The organism is Pseudomonas sp. SJZ079, from assembly GCF_007993865.1.
GTDB lineage: Bacteria > Pseudomonadota > Gammaproteobacteria > Pseudomonadales > Pseudomonadaceae > Aquipseudomonas.
The window spans coordinates 458,316-471,493 of sequence record NZ_VIUH01000001.1 but is presented as its reverse complement, the minus strand read 5'-3'; the positions used below and the strand labels follow the sequence as shown (position 1 = coordinate 471,493).

Here is a 13,178-nt window from a genome sequence, read left to right as displayed (position 1 = left end):
ATCAGCAGTGGCTCGATGTGCCCCGCGCTGGAATCCCTGGGCGCCACTGGATGTCAGGGCCACGCCGAACCTGTTGACGCCCTTCAAGCTCTGGCGCCTGGAGGATGATCCTGTGCTCTGTCAGCAGGCCCTGGCTACGTCGCCGCTGCGTTACACGGCGCTGGCCGATAGCAACCCGGCGGCGGACTGTCCGCTGGAGAATACCCTGCGAGTGCAGGCCTCGGGGGTGCGTTTCAGCAGCAGCTTTATCACGACCTGTCCGCTGGCGGCGGCTTTTGCCCTGTTCGAGCAACATGCCTTGCAGCCTGCGGCGCAGGAGGTGTTCGGCCAGCCGGTGATGCAGCTCGAGCATGTCGGCAGCTTTGCCTGTCGCACTATTGCGGGTAGCCAGCGCCGTAGCCAGCATGCCTCGGCCAATGCTCTGGATATCACCGGGTTTCGTCTGCGTGACGGTCGGCGCATCAGCGTGCTGCGCGACTGGCCGGGAGAAGGCGACGCCGCGCGTTTCTTGCGCCTGGTGCACAACGGCGCTTGCGACAGCTTCAATGTCACCCTCGGACCGCAGTACAACGCCGCCCATCGCGACCACTTGCATGTCGATATGGGCCTGTTCCGCATGTGCCGTTAGGGCGCTGTTACGCGGCCGCGCCCGCGGTAATCAGCTCAAACAGGGCGAACTCGGTGCGGCCGGAACACCTCGGTTCTGGCAGAATGCCGCGTTAACCGTTATCGACAGGCCGCCAGGGCCTGTATTGAACGTTCTGTGAGCAGATTTTCCGATGAATGACGCACGGCCTAGCGCCACAATCCGCATGGACGCCTTGGTCCCGCATCTGGCCGAGGCCGCCGCTGGCTGGGCCGCGCGCTTGAATTTGCCGCAGAGCGGCGAGGCGGACTTTGCCTTGCAGCTGGGCGAGGCCGGCCTGCAATTGGCCGAACTGGGGGCGCATGCACCGGGGCCGGTACGGGTGGACTTCGTCGAGGGCGCGGTGGCACATCGGCGTGTGTTCGGCGGCGGTAGCGGACAGATGATCGCCAAGGCCGTGGGCGTGCAGCCGGGCGTGCGCCCAAGGGTGCTGGACGCCACTGCCGGGTTGGGGCGCGATGGCTTCGTCCTGGCCAGCCTGGGTTGTGCGGTGACCCTGATCGAGCGTCAGCCGCTGATCGCCGCCTTGCTGGAGGATGGTCTGGCGCGGGCCAGGGGCGACCGCGAAGTGGGGCCGATAGTGGCGCAGATGCAGCTATTGACCGGCAACGCCATCGAACTGATGGACGCCTGGCAGGGCGAGCCGCCGCAGGTGATCTACCTCGATCCAATGTTTCCCCATCGCGACAAGAGCGCCTTGGTGAAGAAGGAAATGCGTCTGTTCCGTCCTTTTGTCGGCGATGACCTGGACGCACCGGCCTTGCTCGCCGCCGCCCTGGCGCTGGCCAGCCACCGGGTGGTGGTCAAGCGCCCGCGCAAAGCGCCGATCATCGCCGGTGCCACGCCGGGCTATGCGCTGGAGGGCAAATCCAGCCGCTACGACATCTATCCCAAGAAAAAGCTGCAGGCTTGAAGTCGTAAACGCGGCGGCGTCGGGCTACGCGCTGGGTTTCGCTACGCTCTACGCCAGCCTACATCGGCGCGTAGGCTGGGTAGAGCCGTTTTTTGGCGAAACCCAGCGACAGTCTTACTGGGTTACATGAGCAGCGGCCGTCACCCGACCCTGCGGGAAGCCAGTAGCCAGGATGCAATCCGGGAGATGATCTTTTCAGAATTGCATCGAGGCCAGCGCCGGGTTTCATATGGTGCATCCATGCACCTCACCCTGCGGGCAGCTAAAGCTGTGCAGAACTACACCAGCCTACGTCAGCGGGTAGGCTGGGTAGAGCCGTTTTTGGGCGAAACCCAGCGACAGTCTTGCTGGGTTACAGGAGCTGCAGTCTTCATCTGGCCCGACGTAGGCTTAGTTCGGGCGATAGGCGCGCACGAACATGGTCACCGCATTCTGCACATGCTGCTCGGCGGCCGCGCCTTGCAATGGCTCGCCACAGCCGATCAGCAGGCAGAAGTTGGCGCCGCCTTTGACCAGGCTGAAGAACTGGTCGGCCGCGCAGTGCGGATCGTCGATGCGCAGTTTGCCGGTCAGTTCGGCGCGGCTCAGCAGGCGCGCCATTTCATTCAGCAGGCGCTGCGGCCCCGCCTCGTAAAACAGTTGCGAGAGCTTGGGGTTCTGCGTGGCCTGGGTCACCATGACCCGGTGCAGCTCGACCGATTCACGGCTGTTGATCAGCGCGTGAAAGCTGCGACCGATGGTCAGCAGTACATTTTCGATAGGCGTGTCCGCGGCCAGCTCGAAGAACAGTTCCGGCAGTTGCTCCTCGCACTTGGATTTCACCGCCGCGCAGAACAGCGTCTCTTTGTCGGTGAAGTGGCTGTACACCGTCAGCTTGGACACGCCGGCTTCGGCGGCGATGGCATCCATGCTGCTGCCGTCGTAGCCATTGCTCATGAATAGGTTCTTCGCCGCGTCGAGGATGGCCTGACGTTTGACGAGGTCTTTGGGGCGACCTGGGCCGCTGGGCGGTAATAACTTGTTAGGCATTGGCTGCTTTTAATACTGGACTGATGAGTTTGCTATTTTTACTATACCCGTCAGTATAAGTATTCCAAACCTTCGTGAAAGGTCATCCATCATGTTTCGCCCCGCCTTGTCCCTCGTTGTGCCTTTAAGTCTGATTGCCGTGCTCGCTGCCTGTGGCAATGGCGAGCCGGTCGCGCCCAGCATTCGCCCCGCCATGGTGGTGCAGCCGCAGCCAGCCGCCGAGATGATGGACACCTATCCGGGCGAGGTGCGCGCGCGCCTGGAACCGGAGCTGGCCTTTCGCATCGGCGGCAAGGTGAGCAAGCGTCTGGTCGAGGTGGGCCAGCAGGTGAAGAAGGATCAGCCCCTGGCCGAGTTGGACCCGCAGGATGTGCGCCTGCAGCTGGAGGCGACCCGTGCGCAAGTGGCGGCGGCCGATGCCAATCTGCACCTGGTGCGCGCCGAGCGTGATCGCTACAAGAAACTGCTCGATCGTCAGCTGGTCAGCCGCTCGCAGTACGACAACGCCGAAAACCTCTACCGTTCCGGCGCAGCGCGGCTGAAGCAGATCAAGGCGGAATTCGATGTGGCCAGCAACCAGGCCGGATATGCGGTGCTGCGCGCGTCGCAGGATGGCGTGATCGCCCGGCGCATGGTCGAGGTCGGCCAGGTCGTGGCGGCGGGGCAGAGCGTGTTCACCCTGGCGGCCGATGGCGAGCGTGAAGTGTCGATCAGCCTGCCGGAACAAGCCTTCGAGCGTTTCAAGGTCGGCCAGGCGGTGACGGTCGAGCTGTGGTCGCAGCCGGATCAGCGTTTCCCCGGGCGGATTCGCGAGATGTCACCGGCGGCCGACCCGCAGTCGCGCACCTTCGCCGCGCGCGTGGCCTTTACCCAAGGTGAGGTACCCGCCGAGCTGGGCCAGAGCGCGCGGGTATTTATCGCCCACAACGGTGAGGCGCCGCTGGCGGTGCCCTTATCGGCGCTGACGGCGGAGCAGGGGCGGCCCTATGTCTGGGTGGTCGATCCGCAAACCTCGACCCTGAAGCGCACGCCGGTGCGCATCGGCGCCTATGGCGAGAAGCTGGTGCCGGTGCTGGAAGGCCTGCAGGCGAACGATTGGGTGGTCGCCGCCGGGGTGCAGGTGCTGCGCGAAGGCCAGCAGGTGCGTCCGGTGGATCGCGACAACCGCGCGGTCAAGCTAGCGGCTAAGGAGTAGTCTCGATGGGCTTCAACCTTTCCGCCTGGGCGCTGAACAACCGCCAGATCGTCCTCTATATCATGCTGCTGCTGGGTATCGTCGGGGCCATCTCCTACACCAAGCTGGGCCAGAGCGAAGACCCGCCTTTCACCTTCAAGGCCATGGTGGTGCGCACCAACTGGCCGGGCGCGAGCGCCGAGGAAGTCTCGCGCCAGGTCACCGAACGCATCGAAAAGAAGGTGATGGAAACCGGTGACTACGACAAGATCGTTTCCTTCTCCCGCCCGGGTGAATCCCAGGTCACCTTCGTCGCCCGCGATTCCATGCACTCGGTGGATATCCCCGACCTGTTCTATCAGGTGCGCAAGAAGATCGGCGACATTCGCCACACCTTGCCCCAGGACATCCAGGGGCCGTTCTTCAACGATGAGTTCGGCACCACCTTCGGCAATATCTATGCGTTGACCGGCGAGGGCTTCGACTACGCGGTGCTCAAGGACTATGCCGACCGCATTCAGCTGCAGCTGCAACGGGTCAAGGATGTCGGCAAGGTCGACCTGCTCGGTCTGCAGGACGAGAAAATCTGGATCGAGCTGTCCAACACCAAACTGGCGACGCTCGGTCTACCGTTGGGCGTGGTGCAGCAGGCGCTGAATGAGCAGAACGCGGTGGCGGCGGCCGGCTTCTTCGAGACCGGTTCGGATCGAGTGCAGCTGCGGGTCACCGGGCGCTTCGAGACGGTCGAGCAGATTCGCAATTTTCCGATTCGGGTGGCCGATCGCACCTTTCGCATCGGCGATGTGGCGGAGGTGACGCGCGGCTTCAACGACCCACCGGCACCGCGCATGCGTTTCATGGGCGAGGACGCCATTGGCCTGGCGGTGTCGATGAAAGCCGGCGGCGACATCCTGGTGCTGGGTGAGGCACTGGAAGGCGAGTTCGCCCGCCTGCAGGAAACCCTGCCGGCCGGCATGCAGCTGAGCAAGGTATCGGATCAACCGGCGGCGGTGAAAACCGGGGTCGGCGAGTTCGTCCAGGTGCTTACCGAGGCCCTGATCATCGTCCTGCTGGTGAGCTTCTTCTCCCTCGGCCTGCGCACCGGTCTGGTGGTGGCGCTGTCGATCCCGCTGGTGCTGGCGATGACTTTCGCCGCCATGTACTACTTAGGGATAGGTCTGCACAAGATCTCCCTCGGCGCCCTGGTGTTGTCCCTCGGCTTGCTGGTGGACGATGCAATCATCGCCGTGGAGATGATGGCGATCAAAATGGAGCAGGGTTTCGACCGCTTCAAGGCGGCCAGTTACGCCTGGACCAGCACGGCCTTTCCCATGCTCACCGGCACCCTGATCACGGCTGCGGGCTTCCTGCCGATTGCCACCGCGCAATCGGGCACCGGCGAGTACACCCGCTCGATCTTCCAGGTGGTGACCATCGCCCTGCTGGTGTCGTGGATCGCCGCGGTGATCTTCGTGCCTTACCTGGGCGCCAAGTTGCTACCGGACCTGGCCAAGCTGCACGCGGCCAAGCATGGCGGCAGCGATAAGGGCTATGACCCCTATGCGACGCCGTTCTACCAGCGGGTGCGCGCGGCGGTGGAGTGGTGCGTGCGACGGCGCAAGACGGTGATCGTGTTGACCCTGGCGCTGTTTGTCGGCTCGATCCTGCTGTTCCGTTTCGTGCCCCAGCAGTTCTTTCCGGCCTCCGGGCGTCTGGAACTGATGGTCGACCTCAAACTGAGCGAGGGCGCCTCGTTGAGCGCCACCGAGGCCGAGGTCAAACGCCTGGAGCGGCTGATCAACCAGCACGAGGGCATCGATAACTACGTGGCCTATGTCGGCACCGGCTCGCCACGCTTCTACCTGCCACTGGATCAGCAACTGCCGGCTGCCAGCTTCGCCCAGTTCGTGATCCTGGCGAAAAGCATCGAGGATCGAGAAGCGATCCGCAGTTGGCTGATCGACATAGTCAACGATGAATTCCCGACCCTGCGCACGCGTATCTCGCGCCTGGAAAATGGTCCGCCGGTGGGCTATCCGGTGCAGTTCCGCGTGTCCGGCGAGCACATCGACGAGGTGCGCGCGCTGGCCCGTCAGGTGGCGGACAAGGTGCGCGATAATCCGCACGTGGCCAACGTGCACCTGGACTGGCAAGAGCCGAGCAAGGTGGTGCGCCTCAATGTCGACCAGGAGCGCGCCCGCGCGTTGGGGGTCAGCACCGCCGACCTGTCGCGCTTCCTGCGCAGCTCGTTGACCGGCTCGTCGGTGAGCCAGTACCGCGAAGGCAACGAGCTGATCGAAATCCTCCTGCGCGGCACCCTCAGCGAACGCCAGCAACTCGGCCAGCTGCCGAGCCTGGCGGTGCCGACCGACAATGGCCAGAGCGTGCCGCTGTCGCAGGTCGCGACCCTGGAGTACGGTTTCGAGGAAGGCATCATCTGGCACCGCAACCGCCTGCCGACGGTCACCGTACGTGCCGATATCTATGGCAAGGAGCAAGCGGTCACCCTGGTCAAGCAGATACTGCCGACCCTGGAGTCGATCCGCGCCGAGTTGCCGGACGGCTACCTGCTGGACGTCGGCGGCACGGTGGAGGATTCGGCGCGCGGGCAGAAATCGGTGAACGCCGGGGTGCCGCTGTTTATCGTGGTGGTGCTGACCTTGCTGATGCTGCAGCTGAAGAGCTTCTCGCGCTCGGCCATGGTGTTCCTCACCGCGCCGTTGGGGTTGATTGGCGTGACCCTGTTCCTGCTGATCTTTCGCCAACCGTTCGGCTTCGTCGCCATGCTCGGGACCATCGCCCTGTCCGGGATGATCATGCGTAACTCGGTGATTCTGGTCGATCAGATCGAGCAGGACATCGCCTCCGGCCTGAATCGCTGGCACGCGATCATCGAGGCCACGGTGCGCCGCTTCCGGCCCATCGTGCTGACCGCCCTGGCGGCGGTGCTGGCGATGATCCCGCTGTCGCGCAGCGTGTTCTTCGGGCCGATGGCGGTGGCGATCATGGGCGGTCTGATCATCGCTACGGCGCTGACCCTGCTGTTCCTCCCGGCCCTCTACGCGGCCTGGTTCAGGGTCAAGCAAGCGCATTGATCGAGCGGGAGGAGGTGCATCCTTGCACCTCCTCCTGCTGCACCCTAGGTAGGCTGGTGTAGAGGAGGCCGCTTTGTGCTTCGTAGGCTGGCGTAGAGCGTAGCGACAGAACGGCAGGACGTCGTTCTGCACAGCTTTAGCCGCCCGTAGGGTGAGGTGCATGGATGCACCTCATGAAACCCAGCTCCCCAATACCCTCGTGCTCATTGCGCCGGCCCAGCCCAATCCGCCGGGTAAACCCCGCGTTCGACAAAATTGCGGAACGACGAATGCGGCCAATCGCCTGCGCGCTCGGCATGGCCGTGCTTGATCGGGTTGTAGTGCACGTAATCGATGTGGCGACGCAGGTCCTCATCATCGCGGAGCAGATGTTCCCAGAAGCGCCTTTGCCAGATGCTGCGTTCGGCTTTGTTCTGCCGGCTGCGACTGATGGTTTCGTTGCTTGCCAGTTGCCGCGAGAAGTTGGCCTTGAAGCGGCGGATGCGATTGGAGTAATCGACATCGCCCGCTGGCAAGCGCCAGAGCATGTGCAGATGGTCGGGCAAGACAACCCAGGCCAGCAAAGCAAAGGGATGCCGCTGCTTTTCGGATAGCAGGGCCTGACGCAAGGCCGAGATATGTCGCGTCAGCGTATCCTGCCGCCGGTCTTCGAGGACCAAAGTGAAAAAGTAGCTGCCGCCCGGTATATAGAGCCGGCGATAGCTGCGGCGGTATGGCTGCATGTTCCCATCCTTGGGAGATAGTGGTGAGCTGGGTTTCGCTGCGCTCTACGCCAGCCTACAAGGCCAAGGCCATACGGTGGAGCTTCGGCGAAACGTAGGCTGGGTAGAGCCTAAGCGAAACCCAGCTTGTTCAGGCAACTATCACAACGCGCCAAACACCTTCTTCGCCAAACTGGTGGCGGCGCCAGCCGGGTTCTGGCGGATCTTGGCTTCCTGCTGGGCGATGATCTCGAACAGGCCATCGAGCGCCTGCTCGGTGACGTAGCTCTCGATATTCGCGCTTTTCGCGTCGAGCGCGCCGAAAGTCGCCGCCTGGCCGGCAAAGCTGTTGTATTGCTGGGCCAGGCCGACCTGGTCGGTGGCGCGTTTGACGATGGGCAGGAACTTGGCGCGGATCTGTTCGCGGCTGCTCTTGTTCAGGTACTGGGTGGCGGAGTCCTGCGGGCCGCTGAGGATGCTCTTGGCGTCCTGCACGGTCATCTTCTTCACCGCGCTGACCAGCAGGGCCTGGGCTTGCGGTACGGCGGCTTCTGCCGCGAGGTTCATGCTGGTCTCGAGCTGCTCGATCTCGGCGCCCATGCCCATCATCTTCATGGTGCGCGCCACTTTGCCGAGATTACCCGGCAGCTCGATGCGCACAGCCTCGTTATTGCTGAAGCCGCCGGGGGTGCCCAATTGTTTGACGGCGATCTGCGCGCCCTGGGTCAGGGCATCCTTCAAGCCGCCAGTGGCGTCCTGTTGCGTGAGGTCGGCGAGGGAGAGGGCGAAGGCGCTGGCGGACAGCGCCAAGCCGGCGAACAGGGTAGTGACACGGAACATGACAAGATCCTTCTGACGGTGTGTATGCAGCGAGCATAGCGAAGTGGGGCTGTCGCGCCCACCCGGGCGTGCTGTTCATGCGTGCTCGGTGTCGGCGGCGCACTCATGGAGCCAGTCGATGAAGGCCTGCAGCCGGCTCGGCATAGGTTCACGAGGCGGGTGCGCCAGCTGGTATTCGCAGGGGCTGCGCAGCGCGAAGTCACCGAATGGCAGGATCAGTTCGCCGCGTTCGAGGCGCTGCTGCACCAAGCGCTGGCGACCGATGGCGATCCCCGCGTGATGGGTCGCTGCCAGGGTGCACAGATCGGAGCGGTCGAAGGTCAGGCTGCGCTGCGGCAGCTTGGCCTCGATCCCCCGATGCCTGGCCCACAGCTGCCATTCGGCATCGTAGGCGGCGTTGTCCCAGGCCAGGGAGTCATGCAGCAGGGTGCACTGTTGCAGGTTGTCTGGATGCTCCAGCAAGCCATGGCGCTGGGCGTACTCGGGGCTGCACACCGGGGCGATCCGCTCGTCCATCAGCGTGCTGATGACCAATCCGGGAAACGCTCCGCAGGTGAAATACAGTGCCAGGTCGATGTTCTGGGTGCGGAAATCGACCGTCTCGTTGCCCACCCGGATGTCCAGAGCAATCGCGGGGTAACGGGCGGTAAACTCGGCCAGCCTCGGCACCAGCCAGCACTCGGCGAGCGAGGGGCGCAGATACACCGCCAGCGGCCCGGCGATTTCGCTGCCGGGCGCCTGCTGCAAAGCTTCGAGCAATTCGCCCACTGCGCCCTGGAGGATGTTGAAGATCCGCTCGCCATCCGCGGTCAGGCGAATCTGCCGGGTCAGGCGCTGAAACAGCTTCAGGCCCAGCCCACGTTCCAGGCGACCGATACGGTGGCTGACGGCGCTTGGCGTCAGGCACAGTTCTTCCGCCGCGCGGGCGAAACTCAGGTGCCGCGCCGCGACCTGGAAGGTATAGAAGTTGGCGAACTGGCTGCTGTTGAGTTCGCCGCCAGCGCGCGGGGGAAGATTGAGCATGGCGTCATTCTCGCAGTGAGCGTAGCGGATCAGCGGCCGCTGCTTTCAGGCCTTGGGTCAGCTAGGCCTGTTCAGCCTGCAACAGTTGCCGGCCCTTGGCCAGGTACCCGGCCATTTCCGTCTCGGGCACCATGCTGCCCCCCGTGGCCCAGACCAGGTGGGTGGCCTGGGCCATCCGCGCCGGGGTCAGGTTCATGCGCGTTCGATAGCCTTGCTCCTCGCTCAGTACGCGGGCCATGCCTGGTACGCCGGCCAGCGCCGAGGGTTCGAGGCGCTGGCCTTCGCTGCTTTCCAGCAGCGCCAGGAGGCGGTACAGCTCTTCATCGCTGACCGTGTAATAACCATCGATCGAGCGCTGCAGGGCGCGGCCGACGAAGCCGGACGGGCGACCGACCGCCAGGCCGTCGGCAGCGGTGAGGTTGTCGATGCCGAAGTCCTGCACTGAGACCTCATCGTGGCGGCCGGTATGTACCCCGATCAGCATGCAGGGCGAGTGAGTGGGTTCGGCAAACAGGCAATGCACCGCATCGCCAAACGCCAACTTGAGGCCGAAGGCCACTCCGCCAGGGCCACCGCCGACGCCGCAGGGCAGGTAGACGAACAGCGGGTGCTCGGCATCGACGCAGATCGCCGCGTCCTCCAGCTGTTGCTGCAAGCGCTCGGCGGCAACGGCATAGCCGAGGAACAGGCTGGTCGAGTTCTCGTCATCGACGAAGTGGCAATAAGGATCGGCGCTGGCCTGCTGGCGCCCCTCGGCCACCGCGACGCTGTAATCGGAGTCGTACTCGACCACAGTCACGCCGTGGGCGCGCAGCTTGTCCTTCTTCCACTGCCGCGCATCGGCGGACATATGCACCGCGGCCTGGAAACCCAGGCGGGCGCTGATGATGCCGATCGACAGGCCGAGATTACCGGTCGAGCCGACGGCGATCTTGTAGCGGCCGAAGAAGGCCCGGGCAGCGTCGCTGTCGAGCAGCGCATAGTCGTCGGTTAGCTTGAGCAGGCCTGCGGCCAGCGCCAGCTCCTCGGCATGCTTGAGCACCTCATAGATGCCGCCGCGCGCCTTGATCGAACCGGAGATGGGCAGGTGGCTGTCCTGCTTCAGCCACAGCGCACCGCTGTCGTTCAGCCCATAGCGTTCGGCCAACAGCGCCTGCAGGTGCGGCGCCGTACGGATGCTCGACTCGATGATTCCGCCGCTGCCCGCGGTCTCCGGAAATGCACGGGCGATATAGGGCGCGAAGCGCACCAGGCGCGCGCTGGCGTCATCGACGTCGGCCTGGGTCAGCCCGACATCCTGCAACGCCTCGGCCGCGCGGGCGATTCGTGGATTGAACCAGCTGCTTTCCTGCAGCGCGATCAATTGGTTGAGCAGCGGGTATTCCTGGCACCAGGTGGCCAGCGATTTGCCAAGCAGCATGGGGAGGTTCCTCGGTCGGAGACTGTGCGGCGCCAGGATGAGATGAACTGGCTATAGCTTGCTATTAGACGGCGCGGCAGCGCGGCTGACAAAGGATGGATGCTCAAGGCATAGGTGACGCAGGATCGCCTGTGTCTGGCTACAGAGCCATCTCGGCCCTGTTGTATACGGCTCTAAATGCTCGTTGCGGTTCATCCCGCGTGAGTATTCGTACTGCATCGCAATTTGCAACGCAAAACTCAAAACACGATGACTAAGTTGCATGTTGGTGACTGATGAGATTGTTATTTAACTTATTAAGTTATTGATTTTAATATAAAAAATAAAATTGGCACGCCACTTGAATAGTGTCAGGCAAGTGAGAACAAATGCTCACTTCGCTAAGCAGCCAAGTCCATAACTGTTGAGGTTTACGCCATGAAAACAATTAAGTCTGTAAACAGCGCTAAGAAGCAGGGCGGTTTTGTAATGACCACTGAGTTGGTCTTGATCACCACGACAATGGTCATCGGTTTGATGGCCGGGATGGTGACGATGCGCGATGCCGTCACCGCCGAGATGGAAGACGTCGCCGAGGCGATTGGTCATCTGGATCAAACCTATGCCTTCAATGGCATCGTCAATGGTGAGAAAACCGCAGCGGTCGAAGGCTCCGTGTTTGGCGACGCGACCGATTCTCAAGCAGGGGATGATGTTGAATTCAGCTTCATTGCCGCGACTCCATTGGAGGGTGGCACGAGCGCTGCCAGCCTTGGTGCAAGTGCTTCGAGCAACACTGGCACTATCACCGCGCCTTGATGACGGTTTAGCTGGGGAGCAGACGGCCCGGCCGCTGGCCGGGCTAGCTTCATCGGGCAACCCCGTTCTTACCTCGATAAAAAGGGGCAGATCATGAAACGCAAATTAACCGGCAGTACCACCGCTGCCATGGCTATGTTCCTGGTGTCCGGCGTGTTGGCGAGCTTTCTCGGCGTGCGTCAGGTTGAGCGACATACCACACAGGAAGTGTGGGGGATGAACGGCAACTGGCCGACCGGAGCGACCGTGCAGCGCGAGATGTTGCGCAAAGTGCGTGTCGATAAGGATGTGTATGGCGTCGTCGATCCACGTCTGTTGCTCGGCAAGCGACTGGCCAGGGATAAGAAGGATGGTGAGGTGATCCGTCCAGCAGAACTGCACAAACCGGTGAAGTCCTGGTTGGCACAGCAGGTGCCGGAGAACAAGGTGCTGTATACCTTTACCCCCCGTAAAGGCTCGATTCCTCATACCCAGTTGCGCAACGGTGATCGCTTCGATGTGCTGGTGACCGGGCGCACAGGGGTCAGGACCGTTGCCCGTGATGCTCGTCTGATTGGCGTGCTGGCCGATAAGGCATCGCGCGCCAATATGCAGAAGGGTCTGAGTGCCCTGGCTTTGCCACCGTTAGCGCGTGAGAGTCAGCCTGATAGCACTCATCTGGTGATTGCTATTGCACCCGACGAGGTCTACCCCTTGGCCAGTATCACCCCGCAGGAGAAAGTGACTATCGTCTTGCACAGCGCGGATTCGGGGCTGGAGCAAGACCGTGTGAGGATAGAGCCGCCACCCACCCATCGTAATGTCGAACTGCTGTCCGGGCTCAAGCGCCGCAGCGTGACCGTGAAACTGTGACCCTGGCGTAGTTGAACGCCGCTGCCAGATTACTTACCTGATCAAGGGCCGATGCCGAGGTGGCATGGAGTGCGCGCGGCGCAACCTCTCCTGTCCCTGGCAAGCCGCACCGTATACAGGGGGAGTTCTGCGTATCCCCCTGCCGTAGCACCCTTTCTCTCCCCCTTCGCAGACGCCTCTCCACAGGGATCGGCCGCAGGATCACTCCGATCATGTGAGCAGAACCTTGCTAACCCCGCTTTCCAACTCTTTCCGCTGGCTGACCGTCGTGCGTAGCCGGTCAGGGGTGTCGTGCGAGATGTGACCTGAGAGCGAAGCGCCATAGGCGTTGCGACAAGACTACAGGCCGCCATTCGCTCCACGTGCGAGGGGGAGGCCGAAGTAGAGACTGCCTGCCTGGCTGCGTCGTTGCGCGTATTACCGCGTCCTGAAAGCTGATCCACGCCAGCTTCACAGCGCTACGCGACGGCCATGACCTATTTGCTAAATGCATTTTCGATATGCGTTGCATTTTGCAAATACGGCGACGCCATTTGCTTGGTGATTTGGAATAGATTCTAAGGATTCAAAGTAACTATATGTTTTTAAAGCGAAAAATTTAATTTTCTGATGTTGGTATGGGCTGTGCTTTAACCCCATAAAGGCCGTCGCAAACCTCAGCCTGCAGCAGGTTGGCGAGTGTGACGG

Annotated in this window: 11 protein-coding genes; 6 read left to right on the top strand and 5 right to left on the bottom strand. The window is 62.6% G+C overall.

Translation table 11 applies throughout. The annotated features are described in order from the left end of the window. Window positions 1–7 precede the first annotated feature (7 nt). A complete protein-coding gene (locus FBY03_RS02170; RefSeq protein ID WP_256677831.1) occupies window positions 8–628 on the top strand; it encodes an extensin family protein in 621 nt (206 codons plus the stop codon). A gap of 151 nt (window positions 629–779) precedes the next feature. Next, window positions 780–1,559, top strand: coding sequence for a class I SAM-dependent methyltransferase (locus tag FBY03_RS02165; RefSeq protein WP_147170542.1), 780 nt, complete (start codon window positions 780–782; stop codon window positions 1,557–1,559). Window positions 1,560–1,949: 390 nt separating this feature from the next. Here FBY03_RS02165 and FBY03_RS02160 read toward each other — a convergent pair whose 3' ends face one another. Next, window positions 1,950–2,588 carry a TetR/AcrR family transcriptional regulator gene (locus FBY03_RS02160; protein ID WP_147170541.1) on the bottom strand — a complete coding sequence of 213 codons (639 nt, stop codon included), beginning with the start codon at window positions 2,586–2,588 and terminating at the stop codon, window positions 1,950–1,952. Window positions 2,589–2,679: 91 nt separating this feature from the next. Between FBY03_RS02160 and FBY03_RS02155 the strand changes: the two genes are divergently transcribed. Continuing rightward, window positions 2,680–3,783 carry an efflux RND transporter periplasmic adaptor subunit gene (locus tag FBY03_RS02155; protein WP_147170540.1) on the top strand — a complete coding sequence of 368 codons (1,104 nt, stop codon included), beginning with the start codon at window positions 2,680–2,682 and terminating at the stop codon, window positions 3,781–3,783. A gap of 5 nt (window positions 3,784–3,788) precedes the next feature. After that, the gene (locus FBY03_RS02150; protein WP_147170539.1) at window positions 3,789–6,857 is read left to right on the top strand and encodes an efflux RND transporter permease subunit; all 3,069 of its coding nucleotides are present in this window, start codon (window positions 3,789–3,791) and stop codon (window positions 6,855–6,857) included. A 203-nt stretch (window positions 6,858–7,060) separates the two neighbouring features. Here the strand turns inward: FBY03_RS02150 and FBY03_RS02145 are convergent, their stop codons facing one another. From FBY03_RS02145 to dsdA, 4 genes are all read right to left on the bottom strand, one after another. Then, window positions 7,061–7,579 (bottom strand): transposase, encoded by a 519-nt coding sequence (locus FBY03_RS02145; protein WP_147170538.1) that lies wholly within the window; start codon window positions 7,577–7,579, stop codon window positions 7,061–7,063. Window positions 7,580–7,720: 141 nt separating this feature from the next. Then, on the bottom strand, window positions 7,721–8,398 hold the full coding sequence (locus tag FBY03_RS02140) for a DUF4197 domain-containing protein (RefSeq protein ID WP_147170537.1): 678 nt from the start codon (window positions 8,396–8,398) through the stop codon (window positions 7,721–7,723). 75 nt (window positions 8,399–8,473) lie between these two features. Further along, window positions 8,474–9,421, bottom strand: coding sequence for a DNA-binding transcriptional regulator DsdC (dsdC, locus tag FBY03_RS02135; protein WP_147170536.1), 948 nt, complete (start codon window positions 9,419–9,421; stop codon window positions 8,474–8,476). Window positions 9,422–9,482: 61 nt separating this feature from the next. Next, window positions 9,483–10,841, bottom strand: a complete 1,359-nt coding sequence (dsdA, locus tag FBY03_RS02130) for a D-serine ammonia-lyase (RefSeq protein WP_147170535.1) — start codon at window positions 10,839–10,841, stop codon at window positions 9,483–9,485. Window positions 10,842–11,258: 417 nt separating this feature from the next. Here dsdA and FBY03_RS02125 point away from each other — a divergent pair, with 417 nt between their 5' ends. Continuing rightward, on the top strand, window positions 11,259–11,639 hold the full coding sequence (locus tag FBY03_RS02125) for a hypothetical protein (RefSeq protein ID WP_178090531.1): 381 nt from the start codon (window positions 11,259–11,261) through the stop codon (window positions 11,637–11,639). A 93-nt stretch (window positions 11,640–11,732) separates the two neighbouring features. Next, entirely contained in the window at window positions 11,733–12,491 is a 759-nt protein-coding gene (locus FBY03_RS02120; protein WP_147170534.1) for a hypothetical protein, read from the top strand. Window positions 12,492–13,178 lie beyond the last annotated feature (687 nt).

What these genes read in the sequence shown, in the direction of transcription:
- FBY03_RS02150 (WP_147170539.1), top strand. Translation starts at nt 3,789, where the DNA reads ATGGGCTTCAACCTTTCCGCCTGGGCGCTGAACAACCGCCAGATCGTC.
- FBY03_RS02165 (WP_147170542.1), top strand. Translation starts at nt 780, where the DNA reads ATGAATGACGCACGGCCTAGCGCCACAATCCGCATGGACGCCTTGGTC.
- dsdC (WP_147170536.1), bottom strand. Translation starts at nt 9,421, where the DNA reads ATGCTCAATCTTCCCCCGCGCGCTGGCGGCGAACTCAACAGCAGCCAG.
- FBY03_RS02145 (WP_147170538.1), bottom strand. Translation starts at nt 7,579, where the DNA reads ATGCAGCCATACCGCCGCAGCTATCGCCGGCTCTATATACCGGGCGGC.
- dsdA (WP_147170535.1), bottom strand. Translation starts at nt 10,841, where the DNA reads ATGCTGCTTGGCAAATCGCTGGCCACCTGGTGCCAGGAATACCCGCTG.
- FBY03_RS02155 (WP_147170540.1), top strand. Translation starts at nt 2,680, where the DNA reads ATGTTTCGCCCCGCCTTGTCCCTCGTTGTGCCTTTAAGTCTGATTGCC.
- FBY03_RS02120 (WP_147170534.1), top strand. Translation starts at nt 11,733, where the DNA reads ATGAAACGCAAATTAACCGGCAGTACCACCGCTGCCATGGCTATGTTC.
- FBY03_RS02125 (WP_178090531.1), top strand. Translation starts at nt 11,259, where the DNA reads ATGAAAACAATTAAGTCTGTAAACAGCGCTAAGAAGCAGGGCGGTTTT.
- FBY03_RS02140 (WP_147170537.1), bottom strand. Translation starts at nt 8,398, where the DNA reads ATGTTCCGTGTCACTACCCTGTTCGCCGGCTTGGCGCTGTCCGCCAGC.
- FBY03_RS02160 (WP_147170541.1), bottom strand. Translation starts at nt 2,588, where the DNA reads ATGCCTAACAAGTTATTACCGCCCAGCGGCCCAGGTCGCCCCAAAGAC.